This is a genomic window from Pantoea sp. GL120224-02, assembly GCF_900215395.1.
Taxonomy (GTDB): domain Bacteria; phylum Pseudomonadota; class Gammaproteobacteria; order Enterobacterales; family Enterobacteriaceae; genus Pantoea; species Pantoea communis.
On sequence record NZ_OBEC01000001.1, the window covers coordinates 810,978 to 832,893 of the forward strand.

A 21,916-nucleotide genomic window follows, 5' to 3' on the forward strand; every position below is an offset into this window, starting at 1 on the left:
CATGGAAGTCAACAAAAACGAGGATCACAATGAAAAAGATGATGGCAAAGTTCACACTCAGCGCGTTGTGTTTAGCGGTAGCAGGCGGGGTATCGGCAAAAACGCTGGTTTACTGTTCTGAAGGTTCTCCTGAGAATTTCAACCCACAGCTGTACACCTCGGGAACCAGTGTGGATGCCAGCGCAGTGCCGATTTTCAATCGCCTGGTAGACTTCAAGCCCGGCACCACAGAACTGGTGCCAAGCCTGGCTGAAAGCTGGGATATCAGCCCGGACGGCACGGTATACACGTTTCACTTACGCGAAGGGGTTAAATTCCAAAGCAACAAACTGTTTAGACCCTCGCGCGACCTGAATGCCGATGATGTGATCTTCTCGTTTATGCGTCAGATGGATCCCAAAAACCCCTACCACAACGTCTCCGGTGGCAACTACAGCAATTTCGATAGCCTGGAACTGGCGAAGCTGATCAAGAATATAGAGAAAGTGGATGACAATACGGTGCGCATCACGCTGGCGCATGCGGAAGCGCCGTTCCTCGCGGATTTGGCCTGGTACTTCGCCTCCATTCACTCTGCGGAGTATGCCGATCAGATGCTGAAGGCCGGTACGCCAGAAAAAGTGGACATGGAGCCTATCGGCACCGGGCCATTTGAGCTGGTGCAATATCAAAAAGACTCCCGCATTCTCTACAAAGCCTTCCCGGATTACTGGCAGGGCAAAGCGAAACTGGATCGCATTGTCTTTTCCATCACCCCAGATGCCTCAGTGCGCTATGCCAAGCTGGAAAAAAACGAGTGCCAGATTATGCCGTTCCCTAATCCGGCCGATCTGGAAAAAATGCGCACCAATCCTGACCTGACGCTGGAACAGAAATCGGGACTCAACACCGGTTTCCTGTCGTTCAACACCACTAAAGCGCCGCTGGATAACGTTAAAGTCCGCCAGGCGCTGGCGATGGCGATTAACAAGCAGGCGATAATTGACGCGATCTTCAAAGGCACCGGCACGGTGGCGAAAAATATTCTGCCGCCGGATGTCTGGAGCGCCGACAAGGATCTGAAAGATTACGATTATGATCCGCAGAAAGCCAAAGCGTTGCTGCAGGAAGCGGGCATAAAACCCGGCACCGAAATCTCACTGTGGGCGATGCCGGTACAGCGTCCTTACAACCCGAATGCGCGACGAATGGCAGAGATGATTCAGGCAGATTGGGCGCAGGTGGGCATTAAAGCCAACATCGTCAGTTATGAGTGGGGTGAATACCTGAAGCGCGTGAAGGGCGGCGAGCATCAGGCGGCGCTGATGGGCTGGACCACGGCGACTGGCGATCCGGATAACTTCTTCGGCCCGCTCTACAGCTGCACCTCGGCCAATGGCGGCTCCAACTCCTCCAAATGGTGCTATCAGCCGTTCGAGAAGATCATCACCGAAGCACGTGCTGAGCAAAACCATGACAAGCGCGTCACCCTGTATCGCGAAGCGCAGCAGATGATGCATGACCAGGTGCCTGCCGTGATGATCGCCCATTCGACAATTTTCGAGCCGGTGCGCAAAACGGTGAGCGGATATACCGTCGATCCGTTTGGCAAACACATTTTCTTTCCGGTCGATATTAAGGATTGATGATGGCAGCGGGCAATCCAAAGGCGGCCCGCTAGATTGCCAAAATCCTGGCGATTATGGCTTCCAGCGTTGACGCAACGGCTCTTCCAGCGCGTTCATTTGCTGCAGTAAAAACGTCATAAACACATTCAGGGCGGCACTGCGAGGTCGCCCTGATTGCGCCTGTAGCTGCAGGTTGCGCTGACTCAACTGATCAATTCCCACAGAACGTAATATCAAGCCGTGCGTTTCCGCCTCTTGCAGCACGGTAAAGGCGCTGCAAATGGTCAGGGCCAGCGGTGTACGCAGCAGGAAGTGGAACAGCGTTGAGAAGGTATCGCAGGTGATCACCGGTTCAATCAAATTGCCGCTCATATGGCTCGCCAGCTCAAACAGCTGGCGCACCGTGGTGTTTTGTTGCGGCAATGCCAGCGGATAGTGGCTGACATCGTTCAGGGTCACGTGTGTTGCGCTAGCCAGTGGATGGCTCTGATGCATCACCAGCAGCACCGGCGCTGGCCAGGAACCGATCACCTCCACACCGCGTTCAGCGTGCAGGCTAAATTGCAGTGCCAGATCGCATTCACCACTGCGCAATAACTCGGCGACACCTTGCGTACTCGCCACTTTGATATCAAACAGCACGCCGGGATTATCCTTACGGAAGGCGGCAATCATGCGCGGCAGCAGCGTAAAGGCCAACCCATCGGTACAGGCCACGCGAATCAGCGTGCGTCGTACGGCCTTTAATCCTTTGATTTCTGCCAGCGCGTATTCCATCTCCAGCATATTTTTGCGCACGTGATGAGCGTAAATTTCACCGGCTTCATTCAGCACCATACCGCGCGCATGGCGATCGAACAGCGGTACGCCGACCTGATTTTCCAGTCGCTGGATCTGCCTGCTGATGGCCGACACCGCCACAAACAGCTGTTCACTGGCCGCGCTGAGCGAACCGGTATTGGCGACAGCCAGAAAATAGCGGATCTCGTTGCTTATCATGCGAATGCCTCATGCTGGTGCATGCCTCGAAATCGGGCAGCGGAGCTTTGCCAAAAAAGCAAATCATACTCGATAAATTGATAATTGTGGCAAAGCAAGGTTTCCGCAAAGATGACAAAACCAAAATATCAATAAAAGACATGCAAACATGACAGCTAAAGAAGCGGTACAACAAGCCACCGCCTGGTTCGACAGCGGGGAGTTTCAGGAAACACTGGCCCGACGCGTGGCACAGCGCACCGAAAGCCAGCGCCAGGATCGCGACAACGAATTACAGCATTACTTGCAGGATGAAATTGGCCCTCAGCTGATCGCACTGGGGTTTACGCTGCACTTTATCGATAACCCTGAAGCCGCTCATCGCCCCTTCCTGGTGGCGGTGCGCATCGAAGATCCGTCTCTGCCGACCTTGCTGAGCTACGGCCATGGCGATGTGGTGTTCGGCGATGACGAAAACTGGCGCGAAGGCCTATCGCCGTGGCAGTTGGTGGAAGAAGGCGATCGCTGGTACGCACGCGGCAGCGCGGATAACAAAGGCCAGCACTGCGTTAACCTTGCTGCGCTGGAGCAGGTATTTAAAGCACGTGGTGGACGACTCGGATTCAACTGCAAAATGCTGTTTGAGATGGGTGAGGAGATCAGCTCTCCGGGTCTGGCTCAGCTGTGCCAGCATCATGCTGAACTGCTTAAAGCCGATCTGTTTATCGCTTCTGACGGCCCGCGTCTCAATGCGGTGCGCCCAACCCTGTTCCTTGGCTCCCGGGGTGCGGTCAACTTCCGTCTCACCGTCACCGCGCGTGACAACGCCTATCACTCAGGTAACTGGGGCGGCTTATTGACCAATCCGGGTACTCAACTCGCCAACGCCATTGCTTGTCTGGTGAACGAAAGGGGCGTGCTGCAGGTTGATGCGCTGAAACCTGACTCTCTCACTCAGCAAGTGCGCGACATCCTCAGCGACATCGAAGTGGGCGGGATGCCAGGTGACCCAGAGATTGATCCCACCTGGGGCGAGCCGACGCTTTCTCCGACAGAAAGACTCTACGGCTGGAATACACTGGAAGTCCTCGCGTTCCTGACCGGCAATCCTGCGCGTCCGATGAATGCCATTCCCGGTGAAGCCACGGCGGTGTGCCAGTTGCGCTTTGTGGTCGGTACCGATTGGGAAAACCTGGCTCAGCATGTGAGCGAGCACCTGGCGCAGCACGGTTTTGGCTACGTAAAAGTGGAGTTTATGCGCGGCTCACCGGCGACGCGACTCGATCCTACCGATCCGCTGGTGGATTGGGTGCTGGCGAGCATGGCAGAGACCAGCGGCAAAAAACCGGCGCTGCTGCCGAATCTGGGCGGTTCACTGCCCAACGAAGTGTTCTCAGACATTCTCGGCCTGCCAACCTTGTGGGTGCCGCACTCCTACCCGGCCTGCGGTCAGCATGGCGTCAACGAACATATGCTGAAGTCGATTGCGCGTGAAGGTCTGCAAATTATGACCCGACTGCTGTGGGATTTGGGCGAGCAGGGCAGCGAACTGGTGGCTAAACACCGTCTGCACGCAGGAGGTGGTGCATGAGTACGCTTAACACGGCTGCCCCATTGAGCAGCACCAAACCAAATCTGCACAAAACGCTGTTTGCCACCTGTATCGGTAATGCACTGGAGTGGTTTGATATTGCGGTGTACGGCTTCTTTGCCAGCTACATTGCCCATGCGTTCTTCCCCACCAGCGATCCCTCGGTCTCTTTGCTGCTGACCTTTGGTAGCTTCGGCGTCTCCTTCCTGATTCGTCCGTTAGGCGCGATTGTGCTGGGTAACTATGCCGACCGCCACGGGCGTAAAAAGGCGCTGCTGCTATCCATTAACCTGATGATGCTGGGCGGCGCGGTGATCACCTTTATGCCGAGCTACGGCACTATTGGTTTGATTGCGCCGTTGCTGATTCTGCTGGCGCGTTTGGTACAGGGCTTCTCAGCGGGTGGCGAATTCGGTAGCTCAACGGCATTTCTGGTCGAGCATTTCCCGGAGCGCAGGGCGTTTATCGCCAGCTGGCAGTTTGCCACGCAAGGCGCGAGTACGCTGCTGGCCTCGGCGTTTGGATTGGGGTTGACGCAGATCCTCACGGAGAGCCAGATTCAGGATTGGGGATGGCGTATCCCGTTTGCCTTCGGTCTGCTGATTGGTCCGTTGGGGATCTACATCCGCCGCCATGTGCATGAGCCTGCCAGTTTTGAAGCGCAAGCGCCGGAGGCCGCACCGCTGAAACGTCTGTTCGGGCGTCAGAAGGAGCTGATGCTGCTGGCGATTGGCCTGATGGTGATCTCCACCGCAGTAAACTACATGCTCAACTACGTGCCAACTTACGCCACCAAAAACCTGCATCTGCCAGGTTCCGCCGCGTTCACTGCGACCTTGCTGGCAGGAGTGATCCTGACAGTGGTGACGCCGCTGATGGGCTTACTGGCGGAGCGTGTTGGTCGCGTGCCGTTGATGTGGGGCTCGCTGATCCTGTTGATCATCACTATCTATCCGGCGTTTAAGCTGGTGGTGAATCACACCACGCCGACCACCTTGATTATTTTGGTGTGCTGGATGGCGTTGCTGAAATCGATCTATTTCTCGACGGTACCGTCGGTGATGGCCGACTTGTTCCCAATTGGTACTCGCGCCAGTGGGATGGCGATCAGCTATAACGTCGCGGTGACGGTGTTTGGTGGTTTTGCACCGCTGATTTGTACGCTGCTGATCACTGCCACCGGCACCAGCCTGGCACCCGGTTATTACCTGATGGCGATGTCGGTACTAAGTGGATTAGCCTTGCTACGCAGCCAGAAGCGTATCGCTTAAAAGCGGTTGAGCGGATTAGTTTGCCCCCCTATCTAAAGGCGAAGAGCTTAGGCATACCGGAGCTGCGCATTCCATTGCGCAGCCTGAAGAAATGCGCCAGTTATGGCGCGACTTCACCTCATGACGATACCTGGCTGGTAACCTATTCAGCCAGGTATTTCACTCAGGAGAATTGCAAATACGCCACGTGGGTCTGCAGATACTCTTCCAGTCCGTGACGTCCATCCGCACCACCAATACCCGATTTGCGCCAGCCTGCATGGAACCCTTGCATCGCCTCGAAGTTCTCGCGGTTGATGTAGGTCTCACCAAACTTCAACTGACGCAGCGCAATCATCGCCGTGTTCAGATTTTGCGTGTAAATCGAAGAGGTCAGGCCATATTCACAATCGTTAGCCAGCGCGACGGCTTCATCAAGGGTTTTAAAGGTCATCACTGGTAATACCGGACCAAAGATCTCTTCACGCATGATCTCCATCTCCTGACGCACACCGGTAATAATCGTCGGTTCGAAGTAGAACCCTTTATCACCGGCGCGTTTGCCGCCCAGCACTACTTTTCCGCCTTCAGACACTGCTTTGGCGACTTTCTGCTCCACGCGTTCCAGCGCGGCGGCGGTGATCAGCGGGCCCATGTCGATATCGGTTTGTTCGGCCGGATTGCCAAACTTCACCTGCTTCATTGCGGCAGTCAGAGCGGTGATAAAGCGATCATAAATGCCTTCCTGGACATACACGCGTTCCGCACAGTTGCACACCTGTCCGGTGTTGATCACGCGTGAGCTGACAATCGCCTTCACAGCGAGATCCAGGTCTGCATCATCCATGACAATCGCGGGGGCTTTGCCGCCGAGTTCCAGCGACACCTTGGTGACATTTTTCGCTGCGGATTGCATGGTGGCAATGCCCGCGCCGACGCTGCCGGTCAGGCTCACCAAACCGACTTTCGGGTTCGCCGCCAGCTCCTGACCGACTTCAGGACCATAGCCAAACACAAAGTTGATCACGCCCTTCGGCAGGCCAATCTCATGCACAATCTGCGCGAAAATCGCCGCGTTGTTAGGGGTGAGCTCACTGGGTTTGATGGCAATAGTGTTGCCGGTAATCAGCGCCGGAGCGGCTTTACGCGCAATCAGGAAGAAGGGGAAATTCCACGGCAGGATACCGGTGGTGACACCGATGGCTTTCTTAAATACAAAGATATTTTCATTTGGACGATCGCTATTGACGATTTCACCTTCATAACGACGCGCCCATTCGGCCATGTAATCCAGATAATCGGCGGTGAAAAGCACTTCAGTTTGCGCCAGCCCCTGCGTTTTACCGCCTTCCGCCACTATCGTGGCCGTCAATTCGGGTTCACGCTGGCGGATACCGGCGGCAATTTTATGCAACCAGTTGCCGCGTTCTACTGCGGGCAACGCTTCCCAGCCGGGTTGTGCAGTTTCTGCGGCCGCAATTGCCTGTGCTGCATCTTGCTGAGTGCCTTGCGGCACGCGTGACAGCAGCGCTTCAGTCGCCGGATTGATGACCTCAATCCATTTATCGTTCTGATCGTTTACAAACGCGCCATTAATGTAATGTTGATGGTGTGTTGTCATCTGTAGGGTCTCCGCGATCGGTTTCGTTATCAGGGTGTGAATCGAGAGTGAAACAGATCAAGGTGTAGCACCTTTTTGTCAGTGCCAGAGCGGATGACGAGATGGCAGAGAAGGGAAGAACGGTACGACAGACGCAGCATTCCTGTTGAAATGCCGCGTATTCAGCGTGTTAGCTAATCATCCTTTTCAGCAAAAATATCAGGAGCCTGGCACCGCCGCGCCGCTGGCGATAAACCAGGCGAGGAAACTGACGCCAGCAATGATGATGGCAATAGGGAAGAGCAGTCCGATTTTCATAATTATCCTGATCGTTAAGCGAGTTGAACAATGGCGCGATGGGTTTTCATCATACTGAACAGCTGGAATTGGCTGGCGTCATCCACCTCGCGCAGATGTTCGCCTTTCTGATACCGAATGCGGTGAACATGCCCGAGTTGACGCCACACCACGATGGCCGAAGCCAGCAGGGCGCAGTTCTCTTCGCTCTGGATGCAGTCAAGTGTGGCGTAACGTTCTTCATCCAATCCATTAATGAACACGTTTAACGCCTGGGGCGGCACAATGGCGCGGATATCATCCAGCATCACGCGGCTCACCTGCTGCGACAACAGCAGCGTCAACCTTTTGCTATTCATCTCATTCCTTCGTTGCGATGATTTTTCCAACGTTATACGGAGTTCGCCACGTCGGGGAAAGCTCATCGGGCGGCTTTGCGTGACTGCCATGTTAAACAGCAGGCTGGCAGTCAGTCAAAAACTGTGTCGATCAACACAACAAAAATAAAAAATATCCCCAATAATAAGTCACTTATAAAAATCAGTCAGAATGTTGCCTGCAAATGCGATTTTGTGATCCTCATGTTGAAGACCCGCCGAATTTTGCCAGCAGTGCGCGCTTTCCGGCAGCCATCCAAAGGCTGAAGAAAAGCTGCGCACCGTAGACTGCTGCTAATCGGGAAACTGTCGGTTTCCTGTGGGCCTCAACCTTACGAAGGAATAACAATGAACAGTGCCATTCTTGCCGGTATTTTATGGCATCTGGTGGGTGCCGCCAGTGCCGCATGTTTTTATGCTCCGTTTAAGCAGGTAAAAAAGTGGTCATGGGAAACAATGTGGTCAGTGGGCGGCGTGATGTCGTGGCTGATTCTGCCATGGGCGGTCAGCGCCGTGCTGCTGCCCAACTTCTGGGCCTATTACGGCAGTTTTAGCTTCTCGCAACTGCTGCCAGTGTTTCTGTTTGGAGCCATGTGGGGCGTCGGAAATATCAACTATGGCCTGACCATGCGTTATCTCGGCATGTCGATGGGCATTGGTATTGCCATCGGTATCACCCTCGTGGTGGGCACCTTGATGACGCCGCTGTTGCAGGGACGCTTTGTAGAGCTGTTCAGCTCGCCGGGCGGACGAATGACGTTGTTAGGCGTACTGGTGGCGTTGGTGGGTGTGGCGATCGTTTCACGTGCCGGTTTGTTGAAAGAGCGTGCACTCGGCATCAATGCCGAAGAGTTTAATCTGAAGAAAGGGCTGGTGCTGGCGGTACTGTGTGGCATCTTCTCCGCCGGGATGTCTTTCGCGATGGATGCGGCAAAACCGATGCATGAAGCTGCTGCCAATCTGGGTATCAACCCGCTGTACGTGGCATTGCCAAGTTATGTGGTGATCATGGGCGGCGGTGCGCTGGTTAACCTGGCCTATTGCTTTATCCGTCTGGCGATCAAACCTGAACTGTCGGTGCGCCGTGACTTCTCAGTGGCGAAACCGATGCTGATCGCTAACGTGGCCTTCGCCGTGCTCGGCGGCACCATGTGGTATCTGCAGTTCTTCTTCTATGCCTGGGGCCACGCGAAAATCCCTCCGCAATACGACTTTGTCAGCTGGATGCTGCACATGAGCCTGTATGTGCTGTGCGGTGGTTTGGTGGGTCTGGTGCTGAAAGAGTGGAAAGCGGTGGGGCAGCGTCCGGTTCGCGTGCTGTCGCTGGGTTGCGTGGTGATCATCATTGCCGCCAACATCGTCGGATTGGGCATGGCCAACGGCTAATGAATTGGCCGCTTTAGAACAAGCCTGACGCGCGGCAAGGTGCGTCAGGCTTTTATTTTGTCGCTCAGTGAGGCGTGCTGAGGAAGAAAACGCTGGCGCCAGGCGCTGGGTGTCAAACCGGTATCCCGCGTAAACACCACCGAGAAGTAATTGCTGTCATCAAAGCCGCAGCGAGCGGCCACTTCACTGATTAAACAATCCTGCGTGCGTAACAAATATTTTGCCTGGCACAGTTGCAGCTGCCGTAAATAGTGGCCCACCGTCATGCCGGTTTGCTGACGAAACAGCTGCTTCAGTGCACGCTCATTTAATTCATTTTGCTGGCAAAAATGGGCCAGGTCGAATGGGCGGTGCAGTGCACCCTGTAAGGCAGACATCAGTAAATCAAGCTGTTCACCCTCCGGCAGCGCCCATGGACGGTCGGCGGCATAACCATGGCGACGCAAGATCAGTGCCAGCTGCAGAAACAGGGCTTCAGAGAGCTGGATCGACAACGAATCGCTTTTACGGCTCTCCCGCTCGAGCTGGCTGATCACGCCACGCGCCAGCGCCATGCCGCGCGTGGTTAAGCGCCAGCAGCTGGGTGCATCATCGTCCTGCGGGGGCAGCAGCTGGCTCCAGTCCAGACTCAGACGAAAGCGATCGCGGCAGTAAAGAATGTTATCCAGCGCCAAATCGTTGACGCTGTCATAACTGTGGCAATCATTGTCGCGTATATAGAACACATCGCCGCAGGTGATCAACCACGGGCGATCGTTGAGCACGTGCAAGCCGTTACCGCGCCAGACGATCACAATTTCACTGAATTCATGACGATGCGGGGGGAAGGAGGGTTGAGGCATGCGTTCGGCCACCGCAATCGGCAGATTGGTGGCCGGGAAATAGTCTTCGCGCGTCAAAATCAGCGACATGGGAACCACTCCAGTTACATCATCTGCTGGCGCTCCGCTCGGGGCGCGCAGCCAAATTCCCGCCGGAACAGCGTGGAGAAGTGGTTGCTGTCACCAAATCCACACTGATAGGCGATGTCCGTTATGCGCATATCGCTATGGCGCAGTAAATGCCGGGCCTGCAATAAGCGCAGACGATTCAGGTAGCGCTGCGGCGTATTGCCGGTTTGCTGCTTCATCTGGCGATGCAGGGTGCGCAGCGAAAGCGAGAAGCGATCGGCCAGCGCATCCCATTCAATATCTTCACTGTAGTGCTCATTGAGCCAGTCAAGCAACCGATGCAGACGCGCTTCCTGATCCTGCGCCTGATCGTTGTGACCCGCCTCGCGCAGCAGCACCAGCAGTTGCAAAAACAGCTGCTCCTGATGCGCCTGTCGCTCCAGCGACCAGACCTCCTGCTGTTTCATCTGCGTCACAATCTGCAGCGCCTGCGCCATCACCTTGTGATTGATACGCCAGTGCGACAGATAGTTACCGTTTTCATCGCCGGGCAGCAATGACTGTAAACCAGAGAGAAAACGAAACGCTGCCGGGCTGCGGTACAGCACATTAGTCAGGCACAAATTCTCGGTCTGCTCATACAAATGGCGATCGTGATCGCGCACAAAGCACACGCAACCGGCGCACAGGGTCTGCGGCTGGCCGTTAAACACGTGAATACCGGAACCTTGCTCAACCAGCACGATTTCATGGAAATCATGATGATGTTCGGGAAAGGCCTGCTGCGGTACGCGCGGCTCAATAGCAATCGCGTAGTTTCCTTCCGGAAAGAAATCAGCACTGTGCAGAACGGTCATGATGCGCCTCTCGATTAACAATTTTGTAACCGAGTCTACGCAGGCGCTCTGCACCTTACCTTGAAATTTAAACCGCACAGCGCAGGAAAATGGCGAATTATTCAAGATCGGCCAGGTGATTGATGGAATTGCGGTAAAGCTCACAACTCTGTTGTTCCCCGGTTCTGTGAGCTTTCTCACGATCATCTTTGCCAGCCTGCCATCGACTATCACGCGCTGGCAGTAAGGGGAAGGTGGCAAAGCGCCAGTATTCATACGCTAAAGCCATCTCATCACAGGAAGAAACGCCATGAGTATGCGTAACATTGTTGCCATTGATTTAGGCGCATCCAGCGGGCGCGTGATGCTCGCACAATGGACCTCTGCTATCCAGCGCATCACCCTGCGTGAAGTGTGTCGTTTTGCCAACCAACGTGTTCGTCGCGCCGGTTATGACTGCTGGGATCTCGACAGTCTGGAGCAGGCGATTCGCGCAGGGCTGGCGCAGTTAGATGATGAGGGCATTGTGCCGGACAGTATCGGCATTGATACCTGGGGCGTGGATCTGGTGCTGCTGGATGCCAACGGCGATCGGGTGGGCGAAACGGTCAGTTATCGTGACTCGCGCACCGATGGATTGATGGCGCAAGCGATCAATGAGCTGGGCAGAGCCGCCATTTACCAGCGCACAGGTATCCAGTTTCTGCCCTTCAATACCCTGTATCAGATGCGTGCGCTGCACCAGCAACAACCGGGCTGGCAGGCACAGGTCAAGCATGCACTGATGATCCCGGATTATCTGCATTATCGTCTGACCGGCAACATGAACTGGGAGTACACCAACGCCACCACTACGCAGATGCTGAACATTGAAACTGGCGAGTGGGATAGCGAGTTGCTGTCGTGGGCAGGGATCGAAGCCGACTGGTTCGGCAAACCGACTGCGCCGGGCAACACCGTGGGCAACTGGGTTAACGCCAGTGGTAAAAAGATCCCGGTGGTGGCCGTCGCCACCCACGATACCGCCAGCGCGGTATTGGCCACGCCGCTGATGCAGGATGATGCCGCTTATCTCAGTTCTGGCACCTGGTCGTTAATGGGCATAGAAAGTCTGCAACCCTGCGTCAACCGCACGGCGCTCGACGCCAATATCACCAACGAAGGTGGCGCGGAAGGCTATCGGGTGTTGAAGAACATCATGGGCCTGTGGCTATTACAGCGCGTATGCAGCGAATTGCACATCTCAGATCTCTGCGCATTGATTGACGAAGCAAAAAATGAATCCGCCTGTCGTGCCCTGATCAATCCTAATCATACGCGTTTTATTAATCCCGCCAGCATGGTGCAGGAGATTCAGGATGCCTGCGCTGAGCAGCATATGCCGATTCCACAAAGCCCTGCAGCGCTGGCACGCACCATTTTCGACAGCCTGGCGCTGCTGTATCGCCAGGTGATAGGCGAACTGGGCAACCTGCGCGGAACCGCGATTCGCCAGTTACATGTGGTCGGCGGCGGCAGTCAGAACCCATTACTGAACCAACTCTGTGCCGATGCCTGCGAAATGCCCGTACTGGCCGGCCCCATTGAAGCCTCAACGCTGGGTAATGTCGGCTGCCAGCTGATGGCGTTGGGTGAACTGCGTGATGTGGCCGAATTGCGTCGCTGCATCGATAAAAATTTCCCGTTAGAAACGTTTGCACCTCAGAACGCCAGCATCTTTGCTGCCCACCAGGCACGCTTTGCGGCACTGAGCCAACCTGCTAAGGAACTTGCATATGACAAAGCTGATTGAACAAGCCTTTGAACTGGCGAAACAACGCTACGCGGCGTTGGGTATTGATGTGGACCAGGTAATGACCCAACTGGATGGCATCCCGGTGTCGATGCACTGCTGGCAGGGGGATGATGTTCGTGGCTTTGAAAACCCGAATGGCGAACTGACGGGCGGTATTCAGGCCACCGGCAATTATCCGGGACGCGCTCGCAACGCGGATGAGCTGCGTGCGGACATAGAAAAAGCCATGTCGCTGATCCCCGGCACTAAACGCCTCAACCTCCACGCCATTTATCTGGAAAGCGATTCGCCAGTTGAACGCGATGCCATTGAGCCGAAGCACTTTAGCGGCTGGGTAGAGTGGGCGAAATCCAACAAATTAGGACTGGATTTTAACCCCAGCTGCTTCTCACACCCGCTGAGCGCCGACGGCTTTACGCTTTCCCATGCTGATAAAGGGATTCGCCAGTTCTGGATCGACCACTGCAAAGCCAGCCGCCGTATTTCAGCGCACTTTGGTGAACAGCTGGGAACCCCATCGGTGATGAACATCTGGGTGCCTGATGGCATGAAAGATCTCACCATCGATCGTCTGGCACCGCGCGAGCGTTTGGCCAGCGCGCTGGATGAAGTCATCAGCGAGAAGCTCGACCCGCGTCATCATATCGATGCGGTGGAAAGCAAACTGTTTGGTATCGGCGCGGAGAGTTACACCGTGGGCTCCAACGAGTTTTGCCTCGGCTACGCCGCCAGCCGTCAAACGGCGCTGACGTTAGACGCCGGACATTTCCATCCTACCGAAGTGATCTCCGACAAGATTTCCACCGCCATGCTGTACGTGCCGCGCCTGCTGTTACATGTCAGCCGCCCTGTACGCTGGGATAGCGATCACGTGGTGCTGCTCGATGATGAAACGCAGGCCATCGCCACTGAGATCGCCCGCCACAAACTGTTCGACAAAGTGCATATCGGCCTGGACTTCTTTGACGCCTCGATTAACCGCATCGCAGCCTGGGTGATTGGCACCCGCAACGCCAAAAAAGCGCTGCTGCGCGCACTGCTGGAACCCAGCGATCAGCTGCGAAAATGTGAGCAGGAAGGGGATTACACCGCGCGTCTGGCGCTGCTGGAAGAGCAGAAATCTCTGCCATGGCAGGCGGTCTGGGAAGCCTGGTGCCTGCGCCATGATGTGCCCGCCGATGCCAGCTGGCTGAGTGAAGTGCGTCATTATGAACAACAAACATTGCGTCTACGATAAGGGATCTACCATGCAAAATATTCTCTCTTCTTCATTCGTTCAGAACATGGTGAAGGCGACCAGTGATATGTGGCTGAAAGGCTGGGATGAGCGCAATGGTGGCAATGTCAGCCTGCGTTTGCTGCCGGAGGAAGCGCAGGCCTGGTCAGCTGATTTTTATGCCGAACCGCGCTGTATTGAGTTAACCCAACCGGCGCCGGCGCTGGCCAACGATTGGTTCCTGGTCACCGGTTCTGGCAAATTCTTCCGTAACGTTCAACTTGATCCCGCCGACTGTCTGGCGCTGTTACAGGTGGACGACAAAGGGCTGTCGTACAAAATCCATTGGGGACTCAGCAACGGCGGGTTGCCGACCTCGGAACTGGCGGCGCATTTCCAGTCGCATAGCGTGCGCAAGCAGGTTTCCAATGGGGCTGACCGCGTGATTATGCACTGCCATGCCACCAATTTTATGGCGTTGAGCTACGTAGTGAATCTGGATTCCGCCCGTTTCACGCGCTTGCTATGGGAAGGCAGCACCGAATGTCTGGTGGTGTTCCCGGATGGCGTCGGTATCCTGCCGTGGATGGTGCCGGGAACCGATCAGATTGGTCAAGCCACTGCCGATGCCATGGCATCACACAGCCTGGTGATGTGGCCGTTCCACGGCATTTTCGGTGCCGGTCCGAATCTGGATGAAACTTTTGGACTGATCGACACGGCCGAGAAGTCTTCAGAAGTGGTGGTCAAAGCCTTGTCGATGGGTGGGATTCGCCAGAGCATCACCACCGAACAGCTGGTGGCACTGGGAGAACGCTTCGCCGTCAAACCGTGGCAAGCGGCATTGGATGCGGAGCGCAGTGATGTTGCGTAAAGCCTTTGTGATGCAGGTGCATGCGCACTGTCATGATGAATATCTGCGTCGCCATTCACCGATCTGGCCTGAGCTGGAACAGACGTTGAAAACTCACGGTGCGCACAACTATGCGATTTGGCTGGATGCGGAGCGTAATTTGTTATTCGCCAGCGTGGAGATAGAGTCGGAAGCACGTTGGGAGGCGGTCGCGAACACGGAAGTGTGCCAGCGTTGGTGGGCATCGATGAAAGATTTGATGCCATCGAATGCGAACAATAGCCCGATCAGCCAGGTGTTAAAACCGATGTTTTTTATGCCTTAAGGATTTCAAACATTACACTTTGGTGCAAGTCAGGGGCGGCCTGGAGGTCGCACCTGACTGCAAAGTGATAAAACATCGTCAGCAGGCTATGACGCGTTCAACGCGCAGTAGCCTGCCAGAGCGGGCCAGATGGCCATCTGCGTATCGACTATTCCATCGAGATCGTCACGGCTTGCGCCTTCACGGGCGCGCACTGACATGCCCTGCAACACGCAGGCCAGATAGCTGGCCAACGTACCGCTGTTGGCACACTGCGGCAATTCGCCACGCTGTTGCCGGACATCCAGAAACTGCTGCAAAGCCCGTTCCTGTGCATGGTGCTGCTTAGCCAGCATCTGTGCAATCTCGTCTGAGCCTGAAGAGAGCGCACTGGAGGTGCAGATAAAGAAACAGCCAGCGGGCTTATCGCACTCGGTAAAACAGGCTGCAGTAGCACGAAAATAGGCCTCAATCGCGGCTTTGACATCGAGTGTTTCATCCTTAAGCACCTGATTACGCTGCGCGCTGAAGGTATCGATGTAGCGCTGCATTGCTGCGCGGAACAAGCCTTCCTTATTCTCAAACTCCGCGTAAAGCGTCGGCGCTTTCGCCCCCGTCGCGTTCACCAAATCTGACAGCGAGGTGCCTTCATAACCGTGTGCCCAAAACAACATTAACGCTTTATCCAGCGCATCGTTGCGATCAAACACTTTGGGGCGACCACGCGTTTTGCGATTAAGCGTGTCGGTCATTTGCGTCATAGGGACACCTCACTGCATGAAGAACATGTGATTAAATTACCGATCGCTAACTAAATATGCAAGCGCAGCCGACATTCCCTCTCATTCACTTTGCCCGTTTGTGCTTTACCTGCGGCACAACACTCAAATCGATAAGTGAAAAAGGGCGCTAAAGCCCATAATCACGCCTCTTCTTAATAAAATAATGACCGTTAATAAAATGATTGACGAGATGCCCAGTTCGGCGCTAGCATTTAATTAACGGTTGTTAACTTAATTCAGCCGACCCCTTTCATCTGCATAAGAGAGACGATCATGAAAAGCATCAAAATGGTATTAGCCGCAGTCGCACTGTCATCCATCGCGTTTGGTAGCATGGCTGCTGAACTAGTGAATCAGGCACCATTGAACCAGCAGCAAATTGGTGTGGTCAGTGCATCAGGTAGCACTAACCTGACTTCACTGGAGAATCAGCTATCGGAGAAGGCGAGTGCTGCCGGAGCAAAGTCGTTCCGCATCACTTCGACCTCTGGCAACAACAAGCTAAATGGCACAGCGGTAATTTATAACTAATCACCAAAGCGCGAAGAATGGCGCAGGGGCGCACCGATGTGGGCCCCTGGTTATGAGCGGATTATCCGTTTGAACGGAGTTGCGGATACCGACGGAAGATGGCGATACACCAGAACAACGCAACCAGTCCAATTAACCCCCCCACGTTACCCACATCCGACATTTTCATATGCAGGCTGACCTGGTTCCCCAACAGGGCACCCGCACCAATCCCGATGTTATAAATACCTGAGAACAAGGACATCGCCACATCGGTGGCATCCGGTGCCAGTGACAGCACACGAACCTGCATCGCCAGGCCGATCATCATCATTGCCATGCCCCAGAAAATGCACAGCAGCGAAATGGCTGCAGGGCGCACGGCGGCAAACAGCAACAGCCCCATACTCAACGTGATGATGCCAATCGCGGCGAGTAACATCGCTGAGGGGAATTTGTTGCCCAGCGAACTGAACAGTACGCTGCCGATAATCCCGGATGAACCGAACAGCAACAGCAGTAAGGTCGTGAAGTTCTCATCCGCATTCGCGACCACCTGCATAAAGGGTTCGATGTAGCTGTAAGCGGTGTAGTGCGCGGTGACCACCAGCGTCACCAGAATATACATTGCTACTAACGCCGGACGGCGGAACAGCATCGGTACGCTACTCAGTGAGCCTGTGTGCTCGCTCGGCAGACGTGGCAGTATCCGCACCAGCAAAATTAGCAGCACCAACGCTGACAAGCCGATCATGCCGAAAGTGGTGCGCCAGCCGAGGTATTGCCCAACGATTCGGCCAATGGGCACGCCCAACACCATCGCCAATGCCGTACCGGTTGCCAGCATACTCAACGCCTGGGTTTTTTTGCCAGCCGGAGCAACACGAATCGCGAGTGAAGCAGTAATCGACCAGAATACCGCGTGCGCCAGTGCGATGCCGATGCGCGAAATCACCAGCGAGGTGAAATCCCATGCCACGGACGAAAGCACATGGCTGGCGATAAACAGAATGAACAACACCGACAGCAGCAGACGGCGTTCTATATTCCGCGTCAGTAGCATTAACGGCAGGGATAACAGCGCAACGACCCATGCATAAATGGTCAGCATAATACCGACATCAGCGGTCTTCATGGCGTAGCTCGCCGCTATATCCGACAACAGGCCAACAGGTACAAATTCAGTGGTATTAAAGACAAAGGCGGCAATCGCCAGCAGCACAACGCGTAGCCAGGCTGTTTTACGTGAGACGGTAGTTGGTTGCATGGGGTTCAAATCGATCTGACAGCGAGTGAGGGGGCGAAACGAGCCCGGTTAAGTGACCTGCATCACAAATTGGGGCTATTGTGGAGCATTAATGAGCGGATGAAAACCATATAGACCGTTTTTATTCCTGAATATTTTTTATCGCTGAAGACCTGGTTAATAGCCTGGGGTTATTATCAATTCTTGCTTTTTGGCTAAGGGGTGAACGCAGGCAAGAACAATCAAAGCGTAGCGCTTTATGATTCCGTGATGAGGAAGTCGGCTATTTCTGTATGAGAACGATGTGACAGCCGTACTTAACAACACGCCTTAAGCGCTACGCGATTGTCAGACCAGCATTATCAGAGTTGCACCATGTGTTTTAGCGCCACGCTATGCTGAGTGGTCAGGCTTTTTTTTACCGCCACCGGGCAACAATGCTCGCATCCCATCGCATTGGAATAGAATTTACGGGCTTGTTGAATGGCGGCCGTGGCGGTGTAGAAAGTCCCGAGAAAGCGCCGTGCACCATCGGAAGGGAGGAACGGGCAGCCTGTTGCATGTACCACATGGTTGTCGTTATAGCCTGCATGCTTATCGACGTAATAATAGAGTTGCATCTAACGTCCTCATTGCTGTGAAAAAAGAAAATCTAACTATTGTTGGAATAAAATGGATTATAGCGACGAATTGTCGTTTTGTTTTAAGTGGGACTATTTGAAAGCGCGATTCTGACGGCTTAAGCGAGAAGCGGGGCGCAGCGGCCCCGTCGTTTAGATGAAAGGTATTACAGTTTTCGGCACTGTAAACGCCAGCCGACGAATAAGGCCAGCAACAGCAACACACTGATGAACAGCGTCACGCCCGTCCAGCCATAGCTGTGCCAGAACACACCGCCTAATGTGCCCGCCACGCTGGAACCCACGTAGTAGCTGAATAAATAAAGTGACGATGCCTGGCCTTTGGCGCGGCGTGCGCGTGGACCAATCCAACCGCTGGCAACGGAGTGCGCGGCAAAAAAGCCCGCTGTAAACAGCATCATGCCGGGCAGTATCAGCCAGAGTGAATCAAATGCGGTGAGCAACAACCCAACCAGCATAATGGCGGTGGCGCCAATCATTACCGGACCACGGCCAAAGCGGCTGGTCATCGCGCCTGCTTTAGGAGAACTCCACGAGCCGGTCAGATAAACCACCGACAGCAGACCCACCACCGCCTGGCTTAGCGACCAGGGTGCGCTCAACAAACGGTAGCCAATGTAATTAAACAGCGTCACAAACGCGCCCATCAGCAGGAAACCTTCTGCAAACAGGAACGGCAAACCCTTGTCGCGCCAGTGCAGGTGGAAATTGATAAGTAAACTGCGCGGTCGCAACGAAGCGGGACGGAAATGACGTGATGCCGGCAGAATCTTCCAGAACATCAGTGCGCCTGCTAGCGAGAAGCAACCGATCACCCCAATGGCTACACGCCATGAGAAGAAATCGGTCAGCACCCCGGTGAGCAAGCGTCCGCTCATGCCGCCAATAGAATTGCCGCTGATGTACAGCCCCATCGAGAAGGCAATAACGCGGGGATGAATCTCTTCACTTAAATAAGTCATCCCGACCGCTGCCACACCGCTGAGAGACAATCCAATCAGTGCACGCATCATCAAAATGCCTTGCCAACTGGTCATGGTGGCCGAAATCAACGTGCAAATGGCGGCGAGCATTAAGGCAGTGACCATCACCGACTTACGCCCGATGGCATCGGAGAGCGGGCCGGTCACCAGCAAGCCCAGCGCCATCAAACCCGTTGAGAGTGACAATGAAATACTGCTCTCAGCGGGAGAGACGCCAAACTGCTGTGACAACACGGGCAGAATTGGCTGCACACAATACAGCAGCGCGAAGGTGGCCAATCCAGCGGAAAATAATGCCAGCGTGACGCGCATAAACTGCGGCGATCCACGTTCAATCCATTCGGAGGAGGCTACGGTTGAATCAGGCTTAGCGGACAACTCGTCTTCACGAATTGTCACTGCCTGGGAAGAGCGACTCACGGAATATCCTTAGATAAGAAACGGTCTGATTACTGTAGGAAAATGAGAATAGGTTGTACAATATATTAATAATCTCAAATGAGACGTTTAAAGTATGAATATTGAGTTGCGCCATCTGCGGTATTTCATCGCCGTTGCGGAAGAGCTGCACTTTGGCCGCGCGGCGCAGCGGCTGAATATCTCCCAACCGCCGCTCAGTCAACAGATTCAGCAGCTGGAGCAGGAGATTGGCGCACAGCTGTTTACCCGCACTAATCGCAGCGTGCAGATCACACCTGCCGGTCAGTTGTTTTTACAGGATGCGCGCGTCATTTTGCTGCAGGTTGAACAAGCCGCCAGTAGGGCAGCGCGTGTGCACAGTGGACAGGAAGGCGAGCTGCGTATTGGTTTCACCTCTTCCGCACCCTTCACCGGCCTGGTTTCGGACGCGCTGTATCAATTTCGTCAGCGTTGGCCGGAAGTGCATATTTCGATGCAGGAAAATAACACGCGTCAGCAGTTAGCACCGCTGCACGAAGGTCGGCTGGATTTGGGGGTGATGCGCAACACACCGTTGCCAAGCGATTTACAGCATCGGGTGCTGTTGCGCGAGCCGTTGTGCGCGCTGGTGCACTGGGCACATCCGCTAGCGGATGCCGAAACGATCTCTATTCAGGCACTGGCCAACGAGCCCTTCGTGTTTTTTGATCCACAGGGGGGCACCGCGCTGTACGGGGAAACACTGGCGCTGTTGCACCGTTATCAAATCAAACCGTTTATTACACAGGAAGTGGGCGAAGCGATGACGATTCTCGGTCTCGTTGCTACCGGATTAGGAGTGTCCATATTACCGGCTTCTTTCCGGCGTGCGCGACTGGCTGATGTGGTGTGGATTCCCCTGCAGGAGCACGATGCCATTTCTGAAGTCTGGCTGGTCTGGTCAGCCACGCGGCAACCCACTGCGCAAATGCACAATATGATGCAATTGATGATGCAGAATGCCGAAATTTAAATCGTCTGATGATCAATGGCCCGATCTTTATGTGCGATAAATCACATTTCTAATCAAATATTTGACGCTGCCTGCCAATCTGCATCACCATAGCTGCTGTTTATTTAGAAGCGCGAAAATATCCGGGAGCAGGGCGTGAATCTGGACAGTCAGCCTGGCCACATTGACCAAATAAAACAGACCAACGCAGGTGTGGTTTACCGACTGATTGACCTTTACGGCCCGATTTCGCGTATTGAGCTTTCTAAACGTGCCCAGCTGGCACCCGCCAGCATCACCAAAATTGTGCGTGAAATGCTCGATGCGCATCTGGTGCAGGAAACCGAGTTCCAGGATCCAGGCAGCCGTGGCCGTCCGGCCATTGGTTTGATTCTTGATACCCTCGCCTGGCACTATCTTGCCATCCGTATTCAACCGGGACATATCACGTTAACGCTGCGCGATCTGAGCAGCCGTGCTTTGCAGGAAGATCGACTGCCACTGCCTGCCAGCGCTGACCAGCCGCTGCTGCAAACGCTGCAGCAAATGGTTAATGACTTCTTCATCCGCCATCAGAACAAACTTGAGCGTCTTACCGCGATTGCCATCACCTTACCCGGTTTAATTAACGCGGCATCGGGTGTGGTGCATCGCATGCCGGGCTATGACGTGCAGGAAATGCCGTTAGGTGAAACACTTTCCTCGCTTACAGGGTTACCGGTATTTGTGCAACATGACATCTCCGCCTGGACGCTGGCCGAAGCGCTGTTCGGTGCTTCGCGCGGTGCGCAGGATGTTATTCAAATAGTGATTGATGAAACGGTTGGTGCGGGTGTGATCAGCGGGGGCCAGCTTTTGCACAAACGAGGTCGTGCGCTGGTAGAAATTGGGCATACGCAGATCGATCCTTACGGCCAGCAGTGTTACTGCGGTAATCATGGCTGTCTGGAAACCGTGGCCAGCACAGGCAGTTTATTGCAGCTGGCGGCCCAGCGTTTATCTTCGCAACCCGACAGTTTGCTGCATCGGGAACCGCTAACCATCGCCAGTTTATGCGCAGCCGCGCAGCAGGGCGATCGACTGGCGCGTGATGTGATTGCCGGTGTCGGCCACCACATTGGTCGCATGTTGGCAATGATGGTGAATATCTTCAATCCCCAACAAATCCTGATTGGTTCTCCGCTTAATCAAGCCGCTGAGGTGCTGTTTCCTGCCGTTAGCAGCACCATTCGTCAGCAGGCGTTACCCGCATACAGTCATGAGATCCAACTCGCCCCTACCAGCTTTAGCGATCCGGGCACTTTTGGTGCCGCCGCGCTGATCAAAGACTCACTTTATAGCGGCCATTTGCTGGTAAAACTGTTGCAAGGCTAATCACTGCTCG

General features: G+C 54.6%; 22 protein-coding genes. 11 read left to right on the plus strand and 11 right to left on the minus strand.

The window, feature by feature from the left end; genetic code table 11:
* Positions 1 to 29 precede the first annotated feature (29 nt).
* Complete coding sequence (locus CRO33_RS03740) at positions 30 to 1,625, plus strand: ABC transporter substrate-binding protein (protein WP_097117075.1); 1,596 nt, start codon at positions 30 to 32, stop codon at positions 1,623 to 1,625.
* A 54-nt stretch (positions 1,626 to 1,679) separates the two neighbouring features.
* On the opposite strand, the gene CRO33_RS03745 is transcribed toward CRO33_RS03740, so the two are convergent.
* A complete protein-coding gene (locus CRO33_RS03745; RefSeq protein ID WP_097117076.1) occupies positions 1,680 to 2,606 on the minus strand; it encodes a LysR family transcriptional regulator in 927 nt (308 codons plus the stop codon).
* Positions 2,607 to 2,754: 148 nt separating this feature from the next.
* Here CRO33_RS03745 and CRO33_RS03750 point away from each other — a divergent pair, with 148 nt between their 5' ends.
* Positions 2,755 to 4,176, plus strand: a complete 1,422-nt coding sequence (locus CRO33_RS03750) for a M20 family metallopeptidase (protein WP_097117077.1) — start codon at positions 2,755 to 2,757, stop codon at positions 4,174 to 4,176.
* On the plus strand, positions 4,173 to 5,447 hold the full coding sequence (locus CRO33_RS03755; protein WP_097117078.1) for an MFS transporter: 1,275 nt from the start codon (positions 4,173 to 4,175) through the stop codon (positions 5,445 to 5,447). Before CRO33_RS03750 ends, CRO33_RS03755 begins: the two co-directional genes overlap by 4 nt.
* A 163-nt stretch (positions 5,448 to 5,610) precedes the next feature.
* On the opposite strand, the gene aldA is transcribed toward CRO33_RS03755, so the two are convergent.
* The 3 genes from aldA to CRO33_RS03765 form a co-directional block, all read right to left on the minus strand.
* The gene (aldA, locus tag CRO33_RS03760) at positions 5,611 to 7,047 is read right to left on the minus strand and encodes an aldehyde dehydrogenase (RefSeq protein WP_097117079.1); all 1,437 of its coding nucleotides are present in this window, start codon (positions 7,045 to 7,047) and stop codon (positions 5,611 to 5,613) included.
* 198 nt (positions 7,048 to 7,245) lie between these two features.
* Complete coding sequence (locus tag CRO33_RS24380; protein WP_141399000.1) at positions 7,246 to 7,344, minus strand: YoaK family small membrane protein; 99 nt, start codon at positions 7,342 to 7,344, stop codon at positions 7,246 to 7,248.
* A 14-nt stretch (positions 7,345 to 7,358) separates the two neighbouring features.
* Entirely contained in the window at positions 7,359 to 7,682 is a 324-nt protein-coding gene (locus CRO33_RS03765; protein WP_097117080.1) for a hypothetical protein, read from the minus strand.
* A gap of 366 nt (positions 7,683 to 8,048) precedes the next feature.
* Here CRO33_RS03765 and rhaT point away from each other — a divergent pair, with 366 nt between their 5' ends.
* A complete protein-coding gene (gene rhaT / locus CRO33_RS03770) occupies positions 8,049 to 9,086 on the plus strand; it encodes an L-rhamnose/proton symporter RhaT (RefSeq protein WP_097117081.1) in 1,038 nt (345 codons plus the stop codon).
* Positions 9,087 to 9,130: 44 nt separating this feature from the next.
* Here rhaT and rhaR read toward each other — a convergent pair whose 3' ends face one another.
* The 3 genes from rhaR to CRO33_RS24535 all read right to left on the minus strand — a co-directional run bounded on the left by rhaR (position 9,131) and on the right by CRO33_RS24535 (position 11,101).
* Positions 9,131 to 9,997, minus strand: coding sequence for an HTH-type transcriptional activator RhaR (gene rhaR / locus CRO33_RS03775; RefSeq protein ID WP_058962076.1), 867 nt, complete (start codon positions 9,995 to 9,997; stop codon positions 9,131 to 9,133).
* A gap of 14 nt (positions 9,998 to 10,011) precedes the next feature.
* The gene (gene rhaS, locus CRO33_RS03780) at positions 10,012 to 10,833 is read right to left on the minus strand and encodes an HTH-type transcriptional activator RhaS (RefSeq protein ID WP_097117082.1); all 822 of its coding nucleotides are present in this window, start codon (positions 10,831 to 10,833) and stop codon (positions 10,012 to 10,014) included.
* A 97-nt stretch (positions 10,834 to 10,930) separates the two neighbouring features.
* Positions 10,931 to 11,101, minus strand: a complete 171-nt coding sequence (locus CRO33_RS24535) for a hypothetical protein (protein WP_176505721.1) — start codon at positions 11,099 to 11,101, stop codon at positions 10,931 to 10,933.
* Positions 11,102 to 11,122: 21 nt separating this feature from the next.
* On the opposite strand from CRO33_RS24535, the gene rhaB reads away from it, so the two are divergent.
* From rhaB to rhaM, 4 genes are read left to right on the plus strand one after another with little or no spacing between them, the layout of a single operon-like run.
* Positions 11,123 to 12,604, plus strand: coding sequence for a rhamnulokinase (gene rhaB, locus CRO33_RS03785; protein WP_097117083.1), 1,482 nt, complete (start codon positions 11,123 to 11,125; stop codon positions 12,602 to 12,604).
* Positions 12,588 to 13,844, plus strand: coding sequence for an L-rhamnose isomerase (locus CRO33_RS03790; protein WP_097117084.1), 1,257 nt, complete (start codon positions 12,588 to 12,590; stop codon positions 13,842 to 13,844). The genes rhaB and CRO33_RS03790 overlap by 17 nt, the downstream gene beginning before the upstream one ends.
* A gap of 10 nt (positions 13,845 to 13,854) precedes the next feature.
* Complete coding sequence (gene rhaD, locus CRO33_RS03795; RefSeq protein ID WP_097117085.1) at positions 13,855 to 14,697, plus strand: rhamnulose-1-phosphate aldolase; 843 nt, start codon at positions 13,855 to 13,857, stop codon at positions 14,695 to 14,697.
* Entirely contained in the window at positions 14,687 to 15,001 is a 315-nt protein-coding gene (gene rhaM, locus CRO33_RS03800) for an L-rhamnose mutarotase (protein WP_097117086.1), read from the plus strand. Before rhaD ends, rhaM begins: the two co-directional genes overlap by 11 nt.
* 86 nt (positions 15,002 to 15,087) lie before the next feature.
* On the opposite strand, the gene CRO33_RS03805 is transcribed toward rhaM, so the two are convergent.
* The gene (locus CRO33_RS03805; RefSeq protein ID WP_097117087.1) at positions 15,088 to 15,741 is read right to left on the minus strand and encodes a TetR/AcrR family transcriptional regulator; all 654 of its coding nucleotides are present in this window, start codon (positions 15,739 to 15,741) and stop codon (positions 15,088 to 15,090) included.
* Positions 15,742 to 16,035: 294 nt separating this feature from the next.
* Here CRO33_RS03805 and bhsA point away from each other — a divergent pair, with 294 nt between their 5' ends.
* Positions 16,036 to 16,293 carry a multiple stress resistance protein BhsA gene (gene bhsA / locus CRO33_RS03810; RefSeq protein ID WP_034831180.1) on the plus strand — a complete coding sequence of 86 codons (258 nt, stop codon included), beginning with the start codon at positions 16,036 to 16,038 and terminating at the stop codon, positions 16,291 to 16,293.
* Positions 16,294 to 16,354: 61 nt separating this feature from the next.
* On the opposite strand, the gene CRO33_RS03815 is transcribed toward bhsA, so the two are convergent.
* The 3 genes from CRO33_RS03815 to CRO33_RS03825 all read right to left on the minus strand — a co-directional run bounded on the left by CRO33_RS03815 (position 16,355) and on the right by CRO33_RS03825 (position 19,562).
* On the minus strand, positions 16,355 to 17,539 hold the full coding sequence (locus tag CRO33_RS03815) for a sugar transporter (RefSeq protein ID WP_097117088.1): 1,185 nt from the start codon (positions 17,537 to 17,539) through the stop codon (positions 16,355 to 16,357).
* Between the two features lie 341 nt (positions 17,540 to 17,880).
* Complete coding sequence (locus CRO33_RS03820) at positions 17,881 to 18,138, minus strand: hypothetical protein (RefSeq protein ID WP_034831174.1); 258 nt, start codon at positions 18,136 to 18,138, stop codon at positions 17,881 to 17,883.
* Between the two features lie 167 nt (positions 18,139 to 18,305).
* On the minus strand, positions 18,306 to 19,562 hold the full coding sequence (locus tag CRO33_RS03825; protein ID WP_097117089.1) for an MFS transporter: 1,257 nt from the start codon (positions 19,560 to 19,562) through the stop codon (positions 18,306 to 18,308).
* A 94-nt stretch (positions 19,563 to 19,656) separates the two neighbouring features.
* On the opposite strand from CRO33_RS03825, the gene CRO33_RS03830 reads away from it, so the two are divergent.
* Complete coding sequence (locus CRO33_RS03830; protein ID WP_097117090.1) at positions 19,657 to 20,553, plus strand: LysR family transcriptional regulator; 897 nt, start codon at positions 19,657 to 19,659, stop codon at positions 20,551 to 20,553.
* A 135-nt stretch (positions 20,554 to 20,688) separates the two neighbouring features.
* Positions 20,689 to 21,906, plus strand: coding sequence for a sugar metabolism global transcriptional regulator Mlc (gene mlc, locus CRO33_RS03835; protein WP_097117091.1), 1,218 nt, complete (start codon positions 20,689 to 20,691; stop codon positions 21,904 to 21,906).
* Positions 21,907 to 21,916: the final 10 nt, after the last annotated feature.